Genomic DNA, 21,382 nt, shown 5'->3' with positions numbered 1-21,382 from the left:
ATAAATGGGTAAAATTGTTGCGATTGCCAATCAAAAAGGTGGCGTAGGAAAAACAACAACAGCGATCAATCTGGCCGCCTGTTTGGCTATCCTGGAACAAAAAGTCCTGGTCATTGACCTGGATCCTCAATCCAACACGACCTATGGACTTGGGATTCAGAAGGATGACGTGGAAACTTCAGTCTACGACTGTCTGATGAACGAATCATCAGCCCGGGAGGCCATTATGGAAACAGAAACACCCAATCTTTTTGTGCTGCCCTCTTCGATTGATCTGGTCGGTGCAGAAGTGGAATTGGCTCACGCGACCAACCGGCATGGACGGGTTCAGCTTTTGGTCCGGGAACTGCAGGATGATTATGATTTTATTTTCATCGATTGTCTGCCCAGTCTCGGTGTGTTGACACTCAATGCCCTGACCGCTGCGGACAGTGTGCTGATTCCCATACAATGCGAAATATTTGCACTGGATGGATTAGGAAAACTCAAAAATACCATTAGATTGGTTCGGCAGAATTTCAATCCAGAATTGACCATCGAAGGCATTATTCTGTCGATGTATGATAAACGGCTCCGACTGGCCAATATGGTTGTCGAGCAAGTTCAGAATCATGTGAAGGATTACGTTTTTGAAACCATTATTCACCGAAATTCCAAAATCGGTGAATCGCCCAGCGTCCAAAAGCCAGTTATAATTTATGACGCAGGGAGCAAAGGCGCCCGTAATTTTTTAAATCTGGCTCATGAATTTATAAATAAACAACATGTGGTCGAACACCAAACGGCATAAACTATGGCTAAAATAAAGAAAAAAGAATTGGGCAAAGGGCTTCAGGCGCTTTTGTCCAATATGGATGAAGAACGGGAAATCAGTCTGCCGATCAAAGCGGAGGGCGAAGGGGTTGATTCGGATCAATTACTCTTTCAGATCCCCCTGGAAAAAATCGAGGCAAACCCCGATCAGCCCCGGAATCAATTTGACGACGAGGCGCTGGAAGAATTGTCCCAATCCATCCGCACACATGGGATCATTCAACCCATTACCATTCGGAAACTCCACAAAGATAAGTACCAGATTATCAGCGGAGAACGTCGATTTCGTGCGGCAGAACTCGCAGGACTCGAAGCAATACCCGCCTATGTCCGTATTGCGAACGACATTGAATTGCTGGAGATGGCACTTGTGGAGAACATCCAGCGGGAAGACCTGAATCCGCTTGAAATATCCATCAGCTATCAGCGACTGATCGATGAATGTAATATCACGCACGAAGAACTGTCCAACCGGATCGGTAAAAACCGCAGCACGATCACGAATTACATCCGGTTATTGAAATTACCACCCGAAGTACAAAAAGGGGTTAAGGAAAAAAAATTGTCGATGGGACATGCCCGGGCTTTGCTCAGTCTGACAAAAATCGACGAATGTCTGTATGTGTATTCCCAGATCTTGAACAAAGGACTCTCCGTACGGGCGACGGAACGACTTATCCGGGATCTCCATACATCCAAAAATCGCCAGGAAGAAAAATCAGAAGATCGCGATCCGGAAATTCAACGGATTGAAGGCAGACTGACCGAAACCCTCGGTGCGAACGTAATGATTACCAGCCGGGACGGCATGAAAGGGGAAATCAAAATTAAATTTGAAACACCAAACCACCTGGAAGAAATTCTGGAAGTCATCGATCAGGACAGCTTCTAAGGATGTGAATTATTCCAGTCAGCTTCAGCCGGATACATCCATTGCAAAAAACAGATGTGGAGCTCCAACAAAGACAGCAGAATGGGTATTACATGAGCGGGAACAACACCATCAAGAGGTTTTGCGATACTATAAAAAGTTGCTTCATGCCAGGATACGGTAAATATCGATTAGTTCTGAATGCCACTTCTCTGGTTCTTTTGCTTCTTATGGCCATCCATCCGGTCAACGGGCAAAACGACAGTCTGCAGACGCCAGAAATTTTAACGGAGCGGAGTAATGACAGCTTACGTCTGGATACGGTCAACCTAGATCAAGATCCCTGGCAACCCAACCCCAAAAAAGCACTGTGGTATTCGCTGGCACTGCCTGGTCTTGGGCAGATATACAACCGGTCCTGGTGGAAAACCCCTTTTATATATGGAGGATTGGGTGTCAGTATCTGGTTTATCGCTGACAATCACCAAAACTATAAGGATTTCAGAACAGCTTACAGTGAGAGTTTTGATCCGAACACGGAGAACGAGCTGGTTAAAAAATACCCCAATCAGGAATCACTCCGTCGGATTCGGGATGTTTATTACAAAAGATATCAGCTCAGCATCATTGCCACGGCAGCCATCTACCTTATGAACGGCATTGAAGCTTATGTCGATGCCCACCTCAAGAATTTTGAGATATCGGATGATCTGTCTTTGCGTTACGGCAAATCTCCGCTGGACCGGGCAGGCATTTACGGTTCTTCTACCCTGACACCGAATGTCATTCCTGTGATTGGATTCAGCTATCGATTGGATTGAAGTACATCGCACCTTCAGGGCTCGAAACACCCATGCGTTGGACGTTGGGTGCTACCCATCGAATAAATGAACAGATTGAAAGGAGCCCTGAAGGGGCGATGGTATCTTTTGGAGTAAGCTCAATATTAAAATGATGATAAATGAATGTGAACTAAGCGTTCAAATTCGTTGGTGCATTGGGAATAGCCAATCATAGTCTCGGGTGCCAAGCTCCCAGTAGTGAAATGGATTCGTAGTCATTCCCAATAACCTGACAGCGTCTGGCTGAAGGTGGCTTTTTGTAAAAATGTAGGGTTCTTAATGCCAATAGTTTCGGATGGTTTATACAGACCTGTCAGCGTTTTATTCCTCCGCACAAACGCTGACAGGTTTCAGTTGTGTTCGAATAAGTATATGGATTAATGACTCCAACTTCTGTTCAAAGTTAAACTATGACCAAAACACTGTCAGGTTAGCTTCCCCCCCCACAATAACCTGACAGCGTCTGGCTGAAGGTGGCTTTTTGTAAAAATGTAGGGTTCTTAATGCCAATAGTTTCGGATGGTTTATACAGACCTGTCAGCGTTTAGCCCACCCCACAAACGCTGGCAGGTTAGCTTTATGCCATTTGATTTCGATGGTTCATAACGACCTGTCAGCATTTTTTTCACCGCACAAACACTGACAATGGCAGGCGGCTGCCACTCCCGGAACAGGGTCTTATCTCGTCAGAGACGGTTCCATTCATCTTCCTACATCAGTCCAAATATCTTGGCATACTTCAACATTTCGCTTTGATTGGATATTTTGAGCTTCCCCGTCAGGATGGCCATCATGGGATTCAAATCACCTTTTAATAATTTCATCAGATTCTCGTCCGATGTTTTGACCACACATTTAGGTTCTCCTTTCAGCCCCTTTTCAGCAGTCACCTGACCATCATGTACCTGAACCGTGATTTCATTGGGATCTTGCCCATCTGGTTGCTTGAGGATAAAGTGAAAATTAGTTTCCAGGCCTTCCAGTACATTGGGATCCACTTTCTCCGGCAAGGACAGTAAAAAGGTTTCGCTATTCATTATGATTGATAATTGTGTATACGTATCGTTTTAAAGAATCAAGATACAAAATTTAATTCATAATTTTAGAAGTATCAAGAATTCCTTTACACAAAAGCTTGCATATCCATCGATTTATTGCCATTTTAAGCTCCACAAAAAGAACTCATATGAAGATCATATTTATGGGTACGCCGGATTTCGCCGTGCCCGTTTTGGATGCGCTTTATAATTCGGAACACCAGGTTCAGGCTGTGGTTACGGTACCAGATCACTGGGGAGGACGCAATAAATCGCAAAAACTGGAATCGGCCGTTAAGAAATATGCGGATCAAAAAAATCTAGAGGTCCTCCAACCGAAAAAATTAAACCACGCCTCATTTTTGAATCGTCTTCGAGAGCTGGAACCGGATCTGATTGTCGTGGTAGCCTTTAAGAAGCTGCCGAAGCTGGTCTGGTCCATACCCCGACTAGGGACCATCAATTTACATGCTTCGCTTTTACCAGCATTTCGAGGTGCCGCTCCTATTAACCATGCCGTTATTCAAGGGGAAGCGATTACAGGAATGACCACTTTTTTGATCGATGAAAAAATTGACACCGGACACATACTATTGCAGGAAAGAGTTCCCATCCGAAACGATGATACCGCCGGAGACCTGTACAATCGAATGATGGAAATATCGGGTGAATTTGTGTTGGAAACCATACAGCGTCTGGAATCTGGGAAGATTACCCCCACTCCACAACGCGACCAGTTTGCTTCTGCTGCACCGAAAGTTTTCTTTGATCAAAATGAACTCGATTTTGACCAACCGGTCAACGACCTGTACAATTTTATACGCGGAATGAGCCCCTACCCGGCCAGCTGGACCCGATACCAGGATAAAATATTGAAAATATTCTTTGCCGAACCGGTGCACAAAGTCCATCAGGAAACCCCGGGCACCATTAAAACAGATTATCAAACCTATTTTCGTATTTACGCTGCTGATGGTTACCTTGAAATAGAAGATTTACAGTGGGAAGGGAAAAGACGGATGGGAATTAAAGATTTTCTCAATGGCTTGTCACCCCAATAAAACCAGAATAAAGCCAGAATAATTTGTGATCAGGAATTATCCCATGACGACAAGCAGACGCCGAACCGTGGTCACCACGAAATCAATAAACCCTACTTCCTTTAGGCGGAAGCTATCTGATCCTTTTAATATGGATATGGAATCATGTACCAAAGCGTCCGATTGGTAGTGGCTCCAAATATGAAGCGTACTGATTACGCTCAAAATCACCAAAATAGTGAAGAATGTTCTTGGTTTGATATGTATTTGTTCGAAACGCACTGGACAAATATAAACATATTTCTGAATAACTACCTAATATTTCAAAAATATAATACCTTGCATCGCATAGAACCAGTGTGAATACATTGCTCCCATCACGTCCAGCATAGAATTGACGAAGAACACAATAAAGGATTGGGAAAACCACATCGTTGCTTTCATTACAACGAAGTCGGATGAATATCCTGGATATTATATCGCTCTTTAAGAATATTTAGATGGTGGATTTCATGTCCGGCAATGATAAATGGAATGGAAGGAAGGGTTAGCGTATAGTTACTCACACGACCTTGCAGCTTCATCTCGACTTTGGTCAGGCCGGCAAACAACAGGAAGGTTCCCTTGCGAACCGTTTCATATTCGTCGCGTATACTTTCGATGGACCGGACAATATTAGGCAGGTTTTTGACATACTTATCCTGATCAAAACCACTTAAAGCCCGGGACTCTTTTCGTGAAATGCGCAAAGCCCGGTTTTGGAACATTCGCTCTGTATCGATCATATGCATCAATACATCCTGTACGGTCCATTTGTCCCTCTGGTAGCTGTAGCCCATTTTCTCTGGTGGCAGCACAGAAAGCATGGCCATAAACTCTGTGGCACCCTCCATCAAAGCTTCGAATCCTTCATTGGTTTCGACCAACTTAACATAGGGCTGAAGGTGGTTTGGAAATTGGTTGTGACCGGGTTTGTGTATACGGTATGGATACTTATGTATCATTGATAAATTTCTTTTTCATCCGTTCGAATTCGTCTTCCGTGATGATCCCTTCCCGTCGCAATTCACCCAAATCTTTTAGCTTTTGTACGGTATCATCGGTTGCGCTCTGAGTTTCACCCGCTCCATTTTTCACTGTCGGTTCTGAGGATTCTGAACTACGGAAATCTTCCTTTTTATACCTTTTTGCCTCTTCCTTGCCTTTTTCAAATTTCTCCTGGTAGACTTTTTTCAGGCGATTGAGATCAATATCCAAAATCGTTCCTCCCTTCTCAAAATGGGTTTGAAAGGCCTTCCCGACCGCATAGGTTGAAGCCCCGGACAAAACCGACATGGTCACGCCACCGATGATCGCCCCAATCCCCGGAATTAGTTTGATCGCTGTCCGTGCACCGATCTTGGCCAAAGCGGAAGAGGTCAGTGAAGTCACGATGGCTTTTCCCTCCTCTTCTTTAAAATCCACCTCATACACTTTACAAAGCTGCCGAATCAAATCAAGCTGAACCGCGCCTACTGTAAAAAGGTCAGCCAATGGAAGCGGGATCAGACCTGCTCCCATCGACCACATCATGTGTGTTCTGATGACTTTATCCGATGATTCCTGTTTGGAATTCATATTGTATGGATTACGTTAACGACCATCCATCCCGATACTCCCGGCGTACAAATTGATTTGCCGGATCAAAGTTGGTGACCTTCATATTCTTGCCATCCCACAACAATCGCTTGCGTCCCGGATAGTCATAAGGGGCCCACGATGTCGGGGTTTTTCCTTCCTGCAACTGCTTCATCTGATAGCTTCGAATCCCCAGATTCCCCATTAACACGGTCTCGGACAAAGGTCCGGCATACGAAAGCGGCGAAGAGGTTTCACCGCCATCCAGACAGGCAACGATCCACTGCTTCATGTGTCCGTCCATCCCATCTTCGACCCGGTCCAAGGATGGTTTAGGTTTATTCATATTTGGATTACCGTTGGGGTAATGCAATTTTGGATTGAGGCCATAACATCCGGCAGAAAGCATGCCTTTGTCGCCTACCAGGAGGATTCCGCCATCCCAGTTTCCAAGTTTCTCATTGGGATCAATTCCTTCCGGGAAGGAAGGCATCAATCCGCCGTCATACCAGTGCAATTTTACCGCAGGCATGCCTTCTCGCTCCGGGAATCTCAAATGAGAGACCGAACTCGGCGGGCAACTTTTTTCAAAATCTGCCTCCACAAAATCATCGACCCATACGGTGGTATTACTGCTGGTCACTTCTGTAGGATAACCCAGTTTGAGTGCTTTGAACACCGGATCAATGATGTGGCACCCCATATCACCTAAAGCACCGGTTCCATAATCCCACCAGCCTCTCCACTTGAACGGAAGATACTGCGGCGAATAATGGTTAAAAGGAACAGGGCCTTGCCAAAGATCCCAGTCCAGCGTATCCGGAATGGGACTGGCACCAGTCGGCGCCGGTTTTCCCTGAGGCCAAACCGGTCGGTTGGTCCAGCAATAGGCTTCAGTGACATCACCGATCATCCCGGCCCATACCCACTCACAAATTTCCCGTATTCCATCTCCGGAACTTCCGTGGTTTCCCATCTGAGTAACCAGGTTTTTCTCAGCGGCTTTTTCAGTTAACTGGCGAACTTCGTATATATCATGAGCCAGTGGTTTTTCGATGTAGGCATGTTTGCCCATATCCATCATAGCCATCCCGATCACCCCGTGGGTATGATCCGGCGTCGCCACCATCACTGCATCAAATTCATCCTGGATGTTTTCTAACTTCCGATAGTCCTTCAAGCGTTTGGCCTTGGGGTTCGAACGATACGCATTAGCAGCTCGCTTATCGTCCACGTCGACCAGTGCAACGATGTTAGCCCGACCGCTTTCTTTGGCGCCGGACCAATGTGCATTCCCCCGTCCCCCGGCACCGATCACGGCGATATCGAGTTTATCAGAGGGCGCTACACGCCCTGGTTTGGCCAGAATAGAACCTGGAACGATGGTAAAAGCGGATGCGCCTACGACGCTATCCTTGATAAATTTTCTGCGTTTCATACTATGATGATTTATACGATTATTACTTAATGGTCTTTATTACTTCTCAATATACATAACTTCCTTGACCGCTTTGATAATTTTGGCTGGATTGGGCAGATATTCTTCCACCAACGTCGGTGCATAGGCCATGGAAGTGTCTGCAGAATTCACCCGAATCACGGGGGCATCCAGATAATCAAAGGCATGCTTTTGAACGATATAGCTCACCTCCGAAGATACGCCGGAAAATGGCCAGGATTCATCAACTACCACGATCCGATTGGTCTTTTTAACCGATTTGATAATGGTGTCGTGATCCATCGGTCGGATGGTTCTCAGATCAATGACTTCCGCTGAGATATCTTCCTTCGCCAGTTCATCGGCTGCTTTGAGCGCTTCCAGCACCATTTTATTAAAGGACACCAACGTCACATCCGTACCTTCGCGACGAATGGCTGCTTTCCCGATGGGCACGATCAAATCCTCATCGTCTGGCACCTCCCCTTTGTATCCGTACATGACTTCTGACTCCATCACACAGACTGGATTGGGATCTCGGATCGCTGACTTCAGCAACCCTTTCGCATCTGCCGGATCAATGCAACTAATCACCTTTAGTCCGGGTGTATTAGCCATCCAGGCTTCAAACATTTGGGAGTGTTGTTGCGCCAACTGACCAGCTGATCCGGAAGGACCGCGAAATACAATCGGACACTGGAAATGACCCGCTGACTGAGAAAGGGTCTTGGCCGCATTATTCACGATCTGATCAAATGCCAATATGGCAAAGTTCCAGGTCATAAATTCGACAATGGGTTTCAAACCATTCATCGCAGCACCGACACCCAGTCCGGCAAATCCAAGTTCTGTAATCGGGGTATCGATCACACGCTTTTCACCGAACTCGTCCAACATTCCTTTACTCACCTTATAGGCTCCGTTGTATTGAGCAACTTCCTCGCCCATCAAAAACACCGTGTCATCCCGGCGCATCTCTTCGACCATCGCTTCGCGTAAAGCATCTCTCAATGCAATTTCTCTACTCATATTTCTAGATTGTCTATATGTTTAACAGCACAATTTATGGATTTCTTTTCATAAGTCCCACTGGTTCGACAGTTTCTTTTTTACATCCAAGCCACCAAAGGACCCCGAACTCATCAGGATAACATTCACCTTATCAGGAATGTATCCCTCCAATGCCTGCTCCACTACCAGCCCCAACGCGGTCTGATCATGAACCACAACAATATCATCCCGTCCAAATGACCGCCGGATATCGGTCTCCTCCAGGGCTTCCATGTTCTTATTCTCTACGATCCGGGGATCAAACATCACCACCGCCAGGTCGGCCGGCGCCAGAGAATCCCGGTATTGAGGAAGAAAATCCTTGTTGAGACTGGAATAAGTGTGCAATTCCAATACCGCAATGAGCGGACGGTCTGGATGCAATTCTCTCACCGCCTGCACGGATGCCTTGACTTTCGAGGGAGCATGTGCAAAATCGATGTATGCCGTACCATATTCTGTATTCAACAACAGCTCCAATCGCCGGGAGGCACCACTGTAGGTCTCGGCCGCTTCCAACAATGCGGTTTTTTCCATCCCCAGTTGTTCACACAACGTCACCGCAGCAGTTAAGTTCTCCATATTATGCCGCCCAATGACCCGCAAGGCATGGTCTTCCTCCACCACAAAAACACCATTCCGGACTTCGAAAGGGAGCATTTGGTAAGGAATAGCTTGCGCCGGATCACACATGCTGATCAACCGGGCCACTTCACTATCATAACTATTGTATATAACCACACAACCGGGATGGAGTGATTCCATCAAAGAGACGAAGGCATTAAAATACTGAGCATACGTAGGAAACACATTCATGTGATCCCAGGCAATTCCGGTGATAATCAAATAATGCGGATCGTAATGGAGAAACTTTGGTTTCGGATCCAGCGCTGACGACGGGTATTCATCCCCTTCCAGAACAAAATACGGACACCCTTCAAAAGTCACTATATCATCCAATCCTTCAATTTTTGCACCAATCAAGTGATCCGTACAAACTCCAAGCTCCTGCATCAGATGAACAATCATCGAAGCAGTTGTCGTCTTCCCATGCGAGCCGGCCACCACAATTCTGGTCTGATCTTCTGCGCGGGACCGGACGTAGGAGGGAAAAGAATGAATTTTCAAACCAATCGCCTGAGCTTTTTGAAGCTCTGGATTATCCAGCTTGGCATGCATCCCGGCAATCACAAAATCCAGGTCATGTGTTATCCGATCCGGATCCCATCCAGTCTGATCGGGCAATAACCCGGCTTCTTCCAGGCGGGACATGGACGGATCAAACAATATATCATCGGAACCAGTCACCTGATACCCCTGACGCTGGAGTTGAATGGCTATATTGTGCATCACCGCACCTCCTATGGAAATTATATGTACTTTTTTCATAATATTTTAAGCCAGGATAAAATTCGGTGTAGCCCCATCGAACTGAATGCTCCATCCCCTACTGATTTATCATAGGAACAACACCTGCGCAAATTAGTATTTTGACTCAAATATACCAATTATCTCCTGCAAAACCTGTCCTGATTTTATCTATGCAAGTCTCTGGTATAATACTTGATTCTGATTACTGCTGTTCTTTCTTCAGCATATCAATCACCTGCGCGATTTGATCAAAACCTATCCCTTTCGAAGCGATTTTGTTCTCCGAATCGATGATAAAGATCTTGGGCGTCGTCCTCACATCATATAATCGACCATAGGAACTCACGGGAAGCGCATGAATACCGGTACTTTGAAGGTCATTCTCATTTATATATTCCCCGCAGGAGTCATCCGCTTTCGTGCAAACCGAGATAAACTGAACGGCATCATCATTGATGGTCTCTTCGATCGCCGGCAACGTCGGCATCACCTTCTTGCAATGGCTGCAGGTCGACGACCAGAATATAAGCACCTTGTAATCCCCCGGGATGGTTTTCAGATCCAGTTCTTTTTCTGCGTAGATATCATACATTTTCAACGGAGGAGCCTCATTGCCAATCAGCGTGTACTTAAATCGCTCAGCATTGTCCAGTATCTTGAGCAAGGTCTCTTCATCCACCCACGGCGCTTTACCTTTGCCATAGTATTGCTGAGCCAAATGCACATACACCGCATCCTGCCCCACGATGGCCGGATTCGCATATTTATTGAGCAGTTTCACCAGAAAGTACCTGTATATGGTACTGTTTTCATCCAGTTGATTAAAGAATGCATCGATCGCCTGGTTTAGTGAATCGGGCGCTTGCGAGGTATATTTATCAAAATAATCCATCACTTTTTGATGAATAAAGGGAGTACGCAAAATAGCCTCACGATTCAAATCCACCTGATCAAAGTAGTGCTTCCGGTAATATTGAAAAACGTTTTCTTGTCTTTTTTCCTGAGGTACATCCGAAAAATCCGGAATATTGGGTTCCCGGCTCGCTCCGATCACCAGCGCAGACAACGATTTGGGGTGGTTTTGCAAAATGTCATCTTGCTTACGCAGCACTTTTTTATCGAGCGCTACGATTTTATTCTCGAGTTCTTTTTTAGCTACTTCATCGGTGGCCTGCTCTAACTCGGCATCCAACGCCGCTTTCTCTTTTCGGGCCTGATCGATCAGACTGAGGTAGTCATAAAATACGGCATTGTCCTCATTCCCTTCTATGACCGTGCTCCCAGTCACATTTTGCGCATCGGTTTTCATGGTAAAAGTTTGATCGTCATTGATCATAACCTGAAAAAATGAATTTTGAGGCGGTAATACAAACATGTAGACCCCTTGGGGCAGAAGCTCGTCGCCCTGGAAAGAGTACAGGTTATCACCCTCGCGAAAAGCGGTATCTTTGATGTACTGCGCGTCCCCATAGAAGTAGGCCAAATAAAGCGTATCGCTGGAGGCATTCTCCATGTGAACATCAATATGGTAACCGTCCTGGGCAACTCCGATGCTCTGTAGAGCCAGAATAAATAATGCAGCGAGTGTGTATTTCATGGTATTTATCTTCATTGGTTGCTTTTTACATTCGTTCTGATCGGGCAACTGTCAACTGATTCTCCAAACAAACCCGATTGGTCCTTTTCCTAATAACCCATCGAGAGACGCTTGGTTCACCAATCACCTCGATAGTTTCCGGACTGGGGATGCAGGTTGGAATTTGTAGATTCCGATTAATTACATCGGAAAACAGGTCAACGTCCCAATTCCGGACAGTAAGACGATTTGATGACATTTTATTGTGTTAATCTGGACTTAAGATCGGCTTCACTGTAATTCACAGACTTGAGCACTTTCCGATCGCTTTTCCGGTACACGATGTATTTGTCCTGTTTCTTTTCATAGAAGCCTTCTTCTTTTTTCCGATCCATATAATGCGCTATCGTGCTTTCGGCCTCCTCCACCGATTGGCAGGTTTTACTCATATTGCTGCGGTGTACTTCATCGAAAAGTGCTTTAAATTTTTCGCCCATACCAAATTCAAGGATAGCTCCCGAGAGGACGTACTGCAAATCACAAAAAGCATCTGCAATTTCCACCAGATCGTCTTCTTCGATCGCGGTGACTAGTTCTTTCAGTTCTTCCTTGAGCAGGTTGACCCGGAGCGCTGCCCGTTCTTTTGGGATCAGCTTTGGATCATCGAGGACCGGCAATCCAAACGTATCGTGAAATTCCGCTACGGAATTAAGTGCTTTAGGTTCTTCCAATTTCATAAATTTTAGGTTACATTCAGGGACAAAATTAAGGGAATTAAGCAAATGGCAAAATGGAAAACAGGAATTACGGGCGGGATCGGAAGTGGAAAAACCTTCTGTGCCCGGATCTTTGAACAATTGGGTATTCCGGTGTACTATTCGGATGACCGGGCCAAACATCTGATGACACACGACCCAGAGGTGGTGACCGCCCTTGTTGAGTTGCTCGGCCCCCGGGTCTACGATGCGAACCATCAACTTCAAAAGGATTTTCTTCGAAAGCAGGTTTTTGAAAATCCCCCGGTGCGCGAAAAAATCAATGCAATTGTGCATCCGGCCGTCGGACGGGATTACGCCGATTGGCATCATGCGCAAGACAGTCCATACACGCTGCAGGAAGCTGCGCTGCTGGTCGAATCCGGCTCCTATCGAAAACTGGATCACCTCATTATGGTCCGGGCTCCCCGGGTGCTTCGCACGCAACGCATTATGGCCCGGGACGGCATCACCGTCGATGCCGTGACCCAACGTATGAACAGTCAGTTCCCCGACAGCAAAAAAGAAAAAGTGGCCGATCTTTTCATTGATAATTCCGGCTGTTATGCAATACTTCCTCAAATCCTGGCTATACACCACCAATTAATACAATCCAATGATAGAAAATAACGATTATTACATTGCACTCGAAAACACGAATGGTGCGCACAACTACCACCCGCTACCTGTAGTCCTCTCCCGGGGCAAGGGCATTTACCTCTGGGATGTCGAAGACCGGAAATACCTTGACTTTCTGTCCGCCTACTCGGCGGTGAACCAGGGGCACAACCACCCCGATATCCTAGCGGCATTGAAACACCAGGCCGGACAGCTTAGTCTCGTTTCACGAGCGTTTCACAGTGACCAGCTGGGGCTTTTTGCGGCGCACATCACCCGATTGTTTGGTTATGACAAAGTTCTTCCCATGAACACGGGAGCCGAGGGGGTGGAGACCGCGATCAAACTGTGCCGCAAATGGGGCTACATGAAAAAGAACATTCCGGTCAACCGGGGTAAAATCATATTTGCTTCCGGCAACTTTCACGGACGAACCCTGGGGGCGATTAGTGCTTCTGTAAGTCCCGATAGCACAGGGGGGTTTGGTCCTTTTGTACCCGGTTACCATATTATTCCGTACAATGATATTGACGCATTGGAAGCAGCGTTGCAAGATCCGAACGTAGCTGGCTTTCTGGTAGAGCCTATTCAGGGCGAAGCCGGAGTCATCGTACCGGCCGACGGCTACCTCCATCGGGCGGCCGGGTTGTGCAAAGAACACAATGTGCTATTCATGGCCGATGAAATTCAGACCGGACTGGCCCGCACCGGACGTATGCTTTGCTGCGACCACGAAGACGTCCGGCCTGACGTACTTATCCTTGGCAAAGCCCTCTCTGGCGGGCTCTATCCTGTGTCTGCTGTCTTGGCCGACGATGCCATTATGCTTTGCATTCGGCCCGGGGAGCACGGTTCGACCTACGGAGGAAATCCCCTGGCATGTGCGGTGGCCATAGCAGCTCTGGACGTGCTCGTCGATGAAAGTCTCGCTGAAAATGCCCTTGAAATGGGTAAACTGTTCCGGTCCGAACTTCGCATAATCCAACAAAATCAACCGCTCATCAAAGAAGTACGGGGCAAAGGGCTGCTCAATGCGATCGAACTCGATGCGGATCCGGAATCAACCACCGCCTGGGATTTGTGCGTCGCGTTGATGAATAACGGCCTACTGGCGAAGCCCACACATGGTAATATTATCCGATTTGCGCCGCCACTGGTTATTCAAAAGGAGGAGTTGAACGAAGGGCTGGATATTATTGGGAGAACATTTGAAGAAATGGAGTAGTGGTTTGTGGTTTGAAACCGTTGGTGGAATCCCCTTGTCCGCCCAGGCAGTTCCCAATGGGGCCGCACAGCATAGAGTGAGCGGATAGCGGATGATGGTTTGTGATCTGTAGTGTAGGCGGAAACTAGCCGTAGGAGCAAACCTTCAAATCGTCCGCACCACACGGTGTTTCGCGTGTCCACAAGGATCTAAAAAGTCGAATAACCATACTAATTAATGCATCACAGAACTTGGAATAAAAAAATTCCACCACAAAAATCAAAACCAATGAGGATTATAAGTAAATGTTAAAATAAATATGTATCTTAGAGATTTTATTCATCGTATCCTTTGTAATCATGTCATTGAGCTTTGCCCCTAGCCCGTCTCCATCGATTCATAGCCGCTCTATCTTTTACCGGGTATCAGAAGCGGGGATGGTCACCTTTTTATGCAGCAAGGTATGGGATCATTTGCATATTCTGAAACGCAGCATTTTCCCCTATAACCCGGCGCAAGGGACTGATCTCCGGATAGACCATGAATTAATGGGACATAAGGATCTCAAAACGACCATGAGCTATGCACATGTGGGCACGACAAGACTGGAGAAGACTAAGAACCCATTTAATGACCTCATTATGAATAACTTTAAGATATAAAAGATACACCTATACATCGAATACACACCTTTTGGTAGGTATAACGATGTATTTTGCAGCTATATAAACAAGTTGTATGCAAGGCAAGAACTACAAAGAACAGATAAAATGGAAATATTTATAAGTTATTCTCATCATGATAGTTCATATTTAGAATTATTAATGACTCATTTAAAATATCTCGAGAAACACTATAGTTTCAGAGTTTGGAATGATAATAATTTAAAACCTGGAGTTAAATGGTCTGAAGAGATATCAAAGGAATTGAATAATTCGAATATAGCAATATTACTTATAAGTCAGCATTTTCTTGTTTCTGATTTCATTCTTAAAGTTGAACTTCCATCAATATTGAAGAATGCCCAATTGAAGGGAATTAAAGTTATTCCAATAATCGTAACTCATTGTATGTTTGAGGATTATTCAAAACTATCGAATTTCCAATCTGTAAATTCGCCAGATAATCCATTAGAAGTCATGAAAAGCTCTGATATAAATAAGCTTATCAAAAGTTTAACTAATGAACTAAAAGAATTTATATCCTTACCAAGCGTACTGAATAAGGAATTGCCACAACTTCCGAATATTAAGCTAGATGTTATGCAACTAAGAATTTTAAATATTTTGGAAAGTGACAAAACTATAACTGGACTAACTATATCAGAGATACAAAGGTTATTCAATACAAATAATAGAAAAGATATTGTAAATTCATTAAACGAGTTGATAAATATTAACTTATTGGATAAATTCAAATTGGATAAAAAAACAAAATTTTCACTAACATTATCTGGTAGTCAACAAATAAATCTGATTAAAAATGTTTTTGAGGAGAGAAAATAAAAAAAGGCTTATGGAGCACTTCTCCGGTTTTACGTCTGGAGCTCGACGAATGCCTCACAAGCCATTGAGTGTCAGTACTGATGACGCTAGCAGGATTCAATTTGCAAATGAACTTTTTTCATTTCACAACAGGACACAAATATCCCGTGAAAGTGAATTTAAGTCATCTGTTTTTCATTTGAATCAACTACTTAGCATGGTACTCATATGGCTTGAAATTTTAAAATTAGTACTCGCATTGAATACCAAATGTAAAAATATTTTTGAAATAAAGGAAATTATATTGATAAAAAATAAGCCCAGCATACAACAATGTATATACAAAATAGGCGAAATAGTAGTGAATTTAAGCGTTGTAGCCCGCTTCAAAATTGTAATAGTTTGATAAGGTGGAGCTCCGCAATCGCCTACTTTGCATATACTAAACGTTAGGGGACATTAGAACTGAATGAAGAATCAAATTGCTTACATAGATGAATTTGGAAACAACGGACTTGATTTCTATAAAGAAGGTGTTAGCGAAACTTTCATTGTAACAGCAATTATAGTTTCAGAAGAAAAGTTGGAGAATTTAGAAGCGGAATTGGAAAAAATTCGGAAAGCCAACTTCCAAACTGGAGAAATTAAATCTTCTAAAGTAGGAACCAACGATACAAGGAGATTAAAAATTATTGCAGAACTTAATTCCTTAGATTACCATATTTTTTCAATTGTCGTTGATAAAACAAAACTAACTAGTGAAGGATTTCAATACAAAGGTTCATTTTATAAGTTTCTTCATTCTCTAGTCGACAGAGAACTGTTTAAAACCTTTCCTGACTTACTTGTTGTTGCGGATGAACACGGTGGAAAAGAATTTAAAGAAAGTTTTATCAAGTATATGCGAAAAAGACATATTCCTAGTCTATTTCAACAATCTGAATTTCGACTTTCTAATAGCAAATCGGAATTAATGGTCCAAATGGCAGATTTCGTGACTGGAACAATTGCAAGATGTTATGAGCCAAAAAAGTTAAGCCCAAGAAGAAACGAATTGCTTACAGCCTTAAAACAAAAAGTAATTGAAATAAGGATTTGGCCACCAGATTACAAGCCAATGGCATACGACCCCGGAAAAGACTTTGCGAATTATGACCCTACGATTTCGAGTTTGGGGTTAAACTTAGCAAGTCAATTCTTGGATAAATTTGAAGAATCAGACGTTCCTTATGTAATTGACCAATGTACTTGCTTGAGGTACTTATTGTTCCATTTCAGAAATATAAATCCTGAGACATATGTAACCACATTCGAACTCATAAACCAAATTGAACAGCTAAAACCAAACAAAATTTCAATGCATTATTTTAGAAGTAAAATAATTGCCAAATTAAGAGACAATGGAGTTATTCTAGCAAGTTCAAACAAGGGATACAAATTACCAAGTTCAAGTAAGGATTTATATGATTTCGTTAATCATAGTAATTCATACATTCAACCTATGATAGACCGACTTTTGAAATGCAGAAATCAGATAAAACTAGCAACTAAAAACGAACTTGATATTTTCGACCACGAGGAATTTAAATACCTGAATGAAATAAAAAATAACGTGCCCTAACAATGGCTATAATTCATTGTGGTTTTGTGCCACACCAAAATAATAGTATTATCAACGGCTGATTTCTAAGCGGAATAATCCTGCGGATGATTCCACAACGAAATCATAGCCGAGACCGTTGGCAAACATATAAAATGGCAACCGCAGAAAACAAGAGAGTGTCAAGCCCCAAACGCACAAGCCAATGCTTCGGCTTGCCACACACTTGTTTTAGCCATCGCACAGGACTATGACATTGACAATGATAAAAGAGACGACAGAACTTAAAATATTCTTTGACCGCCCAAAGACCTTTGAGATGCAAAACATCAAGCCACTCAAAGGGCTGACAGGACTGTACTTCATCTTCAATGACAAGACAAAAATTCAATATCCCTTCAAGAAATCCCGACTGCTTTACATTGGAATGAGTGAGAAAAAGACTAACAGCATGGCAAGCCGACTGACAGGGCACTTTGAAGGAAAGAGCAAAAACCTTGGACTTGTGAACTACCGCAAGACCGAACAACTGTTTTTTACTTACATCAACTTTGAGATGCTTCGCAAATTCTGGAACCACAGAATTGAAGACCTTGAAAGCTACTTCATTCTGGACTTTGTTGAAAAATATGGAGTTTACCCTATTTGTAACAACAAATCCGGTTACGACATATTGGACAAAAAACTGAACGCCAATTTCATCATTGATTGGCAATACTTTGAATAAACGATAAGATATGAGTAACAAAATAAAAAGTGGAAAAGACGTCATTGACGAATTCTTCGCTGAAATCCTAAATGTGGAAGGAGTTGACCAAAAGACAGTCGAAAAACTTGTTGAACTCTATGGTGAGAATAAACTAACCGATAGCAAAATTCAAAACGCATTGGATGAGTTGAAACAAGAGGCATTAAACCCAAAAAAGGAACAGGACAATGGCGAAGATTAAATCCATAAACATAAGTGGAATAAGGGGTATTAAAGACCCTTTGACACTTGACCTTGACAAGAAGTCGGTTTTGGTTTACGGTGATAATGGTACGGGAAAGAGTTCCGTAACCGATGCATTTGAGTGGTTTTTCTTTGACCACATCGAGCATTTATCAAATGAAGAAATTGGAAGAAGAAAAGGTCGAGACGCTTTGCGTAACATTTTCATTCCAGATCGCGAAGATGGATACATAGAGCTTCAGTTTGATGACAACAAATTGGACACGAAAAAATCTATTGACAGTTCCTTAAAGCCATCATCTACCAATACGTCTGATGAATTTAACGAGTTTATTGTAGCTGCTCAATCCGAAAATCTCATATTACGTTACCGTGATTTAGTACAATTCATAATTGCAGGCAAAACAGATAAGCTAAATGAATTACAAAGAATTATTGGCTTTTCAGAGGTAGCCAATATCAGGAGTTTACTAAAGAAGAATGCTGGTCGCATTGCCCGAACTATCAAAGCAGCGAATTACGATAATCTGAAAAGCATCCAGCAGTCCAAAATTATTGAAAACCTTGGTCAACCTGCGTACGATGATGAACAACTGTTTGAAGGTGCGAATAAACTCATTGAGCCATTAGAACTCGGAATTGAAATCAAATCTCGTAAGGATATTAACACAGTCCTGAAGAAAATTCAAACAAAGGAGGATACTGCTCTTCTGGAACAAATCAACTTTTTTACAAGGATTTGGGAAGCACTGTCAGAAGTTGAAGGGAATATTGAAAACATCCATGAAAGCTATAAAGCATATCACACAGCTTTCAAGGAGTTACAAAAAGACCCAGAAAAAATCAAGAAACTACAGCTACTTGCTCTTTTGAAAGAAGGCCACACGGTTCTTAAAAATGATGTAGTTCAAGATGATTACTGCCCGCTTTGCCTACAAGAAAAAAGTAAAGTTCAATTACTACAGGAGTTAACCAGTAGAATTGAAGAACTGGAGCAGCTCGCTGAAGAAAAACAGAAATTAGACGAGCAAGGAGAAGAACTTGAAGATTTGGTACGGCCAAACATCAACACTATTGACAGTTTGCTAAAAGAAAAGCTATTCAAGCAAGACGAGTTTGCAAAACTAAAAGAGCAGGTTGAGGATATAAAGAAATCATTAAGTGCCTTCAATGATGAGCTTAAAAAGGACTTTTCAAAAACGCTGGGAGAACCAAGCAAGGTTGAGATTGACAAAAAGAAGATTGCGAAACTTGTAAAGTACGCCCATGACACAGCAAAATCCCTCAAGGAAAGTCAAGCAGCCAACATAAAATTTCAGATTTACACGAAGCTTCTCCAAGCTTCTAATGCCTATATTGAGTATCAAAGAATTGAAAAAGAGCAGGAAATTCTAACCAAACAACAGTTTACGTTTGAAGCCCTTTATGAGGATTTCATCAAAAGGCAAGAGGAAGCACTCAATGTTTTCCTTTCAATGTTCTCAAAAGACATTAACGACTACTATACTACCATGAACCCCAACGAGAAAGTGGAAGACATAAAACTGGTTCCATTGAAAAAGAACGATGAGTTGGTTGGGATTACCATTGAGTATAGCTTCTTTGACGAGACCAGAACACCTCCAATTGCTTATTTGAGTGAAAGCCATATTAATTGTTTGGGGCTATCATTCTTTCTAGCATCAGTCAAGGCGTTCAACAAAGTAAATGAGTTTTTCATTTTGGATGATGTGATTTCCAGTTTCGACAGGTCGCATCGCTATCGTTTTGCTCAATTGCTTGCTAGCAAGTTTAGCGATTATCAGGTGCTCCTTTTGACACATGAAAAGGAGTTTTTTGAACTGGTTTGGAGTGAAGTCAAGAGCAAAGGTTGGTTGCTCAAAAACTTTAAATGGACAAAGGAACAAGGAACTGGCATTGAGAAAGGACTGGCGGACATTAAAGAACGAGTGAAAACGAAACTTGCCGACAAGAATACAGATGGACTTGGTAATGATATTCGTGTTTATACCGAGAAGGTTATGAAACGTGTGGCTCTTGAAGTTGAAGCAAAAGTTGCATATCGGAATAATGACGTTAATGAAAAACGAATGGCACCTGAATTATTAGATGCTGTTCAAAGCAAGTTATCCAAGTCAAGCAAGGAACTAAAAGACGCAGCAGACATTCCAAAAATCAAAGGGATGCCAATGTTTGTAGGCAATACAACCTCACATCACAATGAATTCCAAGAAAGCATTGAGGACCTTGATGCAATGTGGGAAGATGTGAAAAAGACAATTCATTGTTTCTATTGCCCTGACTGTGACAAGTTTGTTTCACTCAAATTCTATGACACAGTTGAGAAGAAGATAAGGTGTGGATGTGCGAAACTGAAATACGACTGGAAAAAATAAAAAATGCCAGCGCATGGCAGTCATACACATTTGGCATTTGCACAAGCGACACACAAACCAAAAATGCCAAAAGAGTGTATCCGTCCGTCTAACCACATATTGTAATATCCTTGGTGGTGTCAGATCTTTGTAAAAAGAAATGCCATGACTAAAGTACATCGACGTATACGCCGTACCTCCGAACAAATGTTTCCCTTGGTGGAAAAATACGAATCCAGTGGGCAATTACAAAAAGATTTCTGTGAACATCAGTATCCGTCCGTCTAACCACATATTGTAATATCCTTGGTGGTGTCAGATCTTTGTAAAAAGAAATGACATGACTAAAGTACATCGACGTATACGCCGTACCTCCGAACAAATGTTTCCCTTGGTGGAAAAATACGAATCCAGTGGGCAATTACAAAAAGATTTCTGTGAACATCACGACATAAGCATTGGCACGTTTCAATACTGGCTGAAGAAGTATCGGGAAGAATACTCAGGCAGGTCGTCTTCCTTTCAAGAAATCACTGTGTTACCAAAGTCAGATAATTCCGGGCATGAATCTCGCCACATTTTGATCAGCACTCTTTCCGGAATGGAGATCAAAATTCCTTTGGATTAGCGATGATTAGCTTCACTCCTTCGATGAAGTATTATTTATATGCCCACACTACCGATATGAGAAAAGGTTTTCGAGGTTTGTCCGGTATAGTTCGCAATGAATTGGATCGGG

22 protein-coding genes are annotated in these 21,382 nt (G+C 43.2%); 14 read left to right on the top strand and 8 right to left on the bottom strand.

The genetic code is table 11. From position 1 onward, the window contains the following. The first annotated feature begins 4 nt into the window (after positions 1-4). From KUV50_RS18065 to KUV50_RS18055, 3 genes are all read left to right on the top strand, one after another. On the top strand, positions 5-790 hold the full coding sequence (locus KUV50_RS18065) for a ParA family protein (protein ID WP_222581609.1): 786 nt from the start codon (positions 5-7) through the stop codon (positions 788-790). Between the two features lie 3 nt (positions 791-793). Beyond that, on the top strand, positions 794-1,705 hold the full coding sequence (locus tag KUV50_RS18060; protein ID WP_222581608.1) for a ParB/RepB/Spo0J family partition protein: 912 nt from the start codon (positions 794-796) through the stop codon (positions 1,703-1,705). Between the two features lie 146 nt (positions 1,706-1,851). Then, a complete protein-coding gene (locus tag KUV50_RS18055; protein WP_222581606.1) occupies positions 1,852-2,505 on the top strand; it encodes a DUF5683 domain-containing protein in 654 nt (217 codons plus the stop codon). A gap of 731 nt (positions 2,506-3,236) precedes the next feature. Here the strand turns inward: KUV50_RS18055 and KUV50_RS18050 are convergent. Continuing rightward, positions 3,237-3,563: an SCP2 sterol-binding domain-containing protein gene (locus KUV50_RS18050; protein WP_222581605.1), complete on the bottom strand. Its 327-nt coding sequence runs from the start codon at positions 3,561-3,563 to the stop codon at positions 3,237-3,239. A gap of 149 nt (positions 3,564-3,712) precedes the next feature. On the opposite strand from KUV50_RS18050, the gene fmt reads away from it, so the two are divergent. Next, on the top strand, positions 3,713-4,624 hold the full coding sequence (gene fmt, locus KUV50_RS18045; protein ID WP_222581604.1) for a methionyl-tRNA formyltransferase: 912 nt from the start codon (positions 3,713-3,715) through the stop codon (positions 4,622-4,624). Between the two features lie 422 nt (positions 4,625-5,046). Here fmt and KUV50_RS18040 read toward each other — a convergent pair whose 3' ends face one another. The 7 genes from KUV50_RS18040 to KUV50_RS18010 all read right to left on the bottom strand — a co-directional run bounded on the left by KUV50_RS18040 (position 5,047) and on the right by KUV50_RS18010 (position 12,386). Continuing rightward, positions 5,047-5,607, bottom strand: coding sequence for a DinB family protein (locus KUV50_RS18040; RefSeq protein ID WP_222581603.1), 561 nt, complete (start codon positions 5,605-5,607; stop codon positions 5,047-5,049). Beyond that, positions 5,597-6,220 (bottom strand): DUF697 domain-containing protein, encoded by a 624-nt coding sequence (locus tag KUV50_RS18035; RefSeq protein ID WP_222581601.1) that lies wholly within the window; start codon positions 6,218-6,220, stop codon positions 5,597-5,599. Before KUV50_RS18035 ends, KUV50_RS18040 begins: the two co-directional genes overlap by 11 nt. 10 nt (positions 6,221-6,230) lie before the next feature. Next, the gene (locus tag KUV50_RS18030) at positions 6,231-7,658 is read right to left on the bottom strand and encodes a Gfo/Idh/MocA family protein (RefSeq protein WP_222581600.1); all 1,428 of its coding nucleotides are present in this window, start codon (positions 7,656-7,658) and stop codon (positions 6,231-6,233) included. 39 nt (positions 7,659-7,697) lie between these two features. Beyond that, complete coding sequence (locus KUV50_RS18025) at positions 7,698-8,687, bottom strand: pyruvate dehydrogenase complex E1 component subunit beta (RefSeq protein ID WP_222581599.1); 990 nt, start codon at positions 8,685-8,687, stop codon at positions 7,698-7,700. 48 nt (positions 8,688-8,735) lie between these two features. Further along, entirely contained in the window at positions 8,736-10,097 is a 1,362-nt protein-coding gene (gene murC, locus KUV50_RS18020) for a UDP-N-acetylmuramate--L-alanine ligase (RefSeq protein WP_222581598.1), read from the bottom strand. Positions 10,098-10,281: 184 nt separating this feature from the next. Then, on the bottom strand, positions 10,282-11,691 hold the full coding sequence (locus KUV50_RS18015) for a TlpA family protein disulfide reductase (protein WP_222581597.1): 1,410 nt from the start codon (positions 11,689-11,691) through the stop codon (positions 10,282-10,284). A 224-nt stretch (positions 11,692-11,915) separates the two neighbouring features. Continuing rightward, entirely contained in the window at positions 11,916-12,386 is a 471-nt protein-coding gene (locus tag KUV50_RS18010) for a nucleoside triphosphate pyrophosphohydrolase family protein (protein WP_222581637.1), read from the bottom strand. 51 nt (positions 12,387-12,437) lie between these two features. Here KUV50_RS18010 and coaE point away from each other — a divergent pair, with 51 nt between their 5' ends. The 10 genes from coaE to tnpA all read left to right on the top strand — a co-directional run bounded on the left by coaE (position 12,438) and on the right by tnpA (position 21,271). After that, on the top strand, positions 12,438-13,040 hold the full coding sequence (coaE, locus tag KUV50_RS18005; protein WP_222581596.1) for a dephospho-CoA kinase: 603 nt from the start codon (positions 12,438-12,440) through the stop codon (positions 13,038-13,040). Continuing rightward, entirely contained in the window at positions 13,027-14,253 is a 1,227-nt protein-coding gene (rocD, locus tag KUV50_RS18000; RefSeq protein ID WP_222581595.1) for an ornithine--oxo-acid transaminase, read from the top strand. Before coaE ends, rocD begins: the two co-directional genes overlap by 14 nt. Positions 14,254-14,591: 338 nt before the next feature. Then, on the top strand, positions 14,592-14,894 hold the full coding sequence (locus KUV50_RS17995) for a hypothetical protein (RefSeq protein WP_222581594.1): 303 nt from the start codon (positions 14,592-14,594) through the stop codon (positions 14,892-14,894). Between the two features lie 108 nt (positions 14,895-15,002). Continuing rightward, complete coding sequence (locus KUV50_RS17990) at positions 15,003-15,737, top strand: toll/interleukin-1 receptor domain-containing protein (protein WP_222581592.1); 735 nt, start codon at positions 15,003-15,005, stop codon at positions 15,735-15,737. Between the two features lie 448 nt (positions 15,738-16,185). Further along, positions 16,186-17,337: a DUF3800 domain-containing protein gene (locus KUV50_RS17985; protein WP_222581591.1), complete on the top strand. Its 1,152-nt coding sequence runs from the start codon at positions 16,186-16,188 to the stop codon at positions 17,335-17,337. Between the two features lie 241 nt (positions 17,338-17,578). Beyond that, on the top strand, positions 17,579-18,043 hold the full coding sequence (locus tag KUV50_RS17980) for a hypothetical protein (protein WP_222581590.1): 465 nt from the start codon (positions 17,579-17,581) through the stop codon (positions 18,041-18,043). 10 nt (positions 18,044-18,053) lie between these two features. Continuing rightward, entirely contained in the window at positions 18,054-18,266 is a 213-nt protein-coding gene (locus KUV50_RS17975) for a hypothetical protein (RefSeq protein ID WP_222581589.1), read from the top strand. Continuing rightward, positions 18,253-20,664, top strand: coding sequence for a hypothetical protein (locus KUV50_RS17970; RefSeq protein WP_222581588.1), 2,412 nt, complete (start codon positions 18,253-18,255; stop codon positions 20,662-20,664). Before KUV50_RS17975 ends, KUV50_RS17970 begins: the two co-directional genes overlap by 14 nt. Before the next feature lie 144 nt (positions 20,665-20,808). After that, positions 20,809-20,931, top strand: a complete 123-nt coding sequence (locus KUV50_RS19500; protein WP_261395394.1) for a hypothetical protein — start codon at positions 20,809-20,811, stop codon at positions 20,929-20,931. Positions 20,932-20,983: 52 nt separating this feature from the next. Next, positions 20,984-21,271, top strand: a complete 288-nt coding sequence (gene tnpA / locus KUV50_RS17965) for an IS66 family insertion sequence element accessory protein TnpA (protein ID WP_222581587.1) — start codon at positions 20,984-20,986, stop codon at positions 21,269-21,271. The last annotated feature ends 111 nt before the right edge of the window (positions 21,272-21,382 follow it).

Origin of the sequence: Membranihabitans marinus, from assembly GCF_019802045.1 — a bacterium.
Taxonomy (GTDB): Bacteria; Bacteroidota; Bacteroidia; order Chitinophagales; family Saprospiraceae; genus Membranihabitans; species Membranihabitans marinus_A.
Note: the sequence above shows the minus strand (reverse complement) of the source record. Positions and strands in the feature narration are given on the sequence as shown.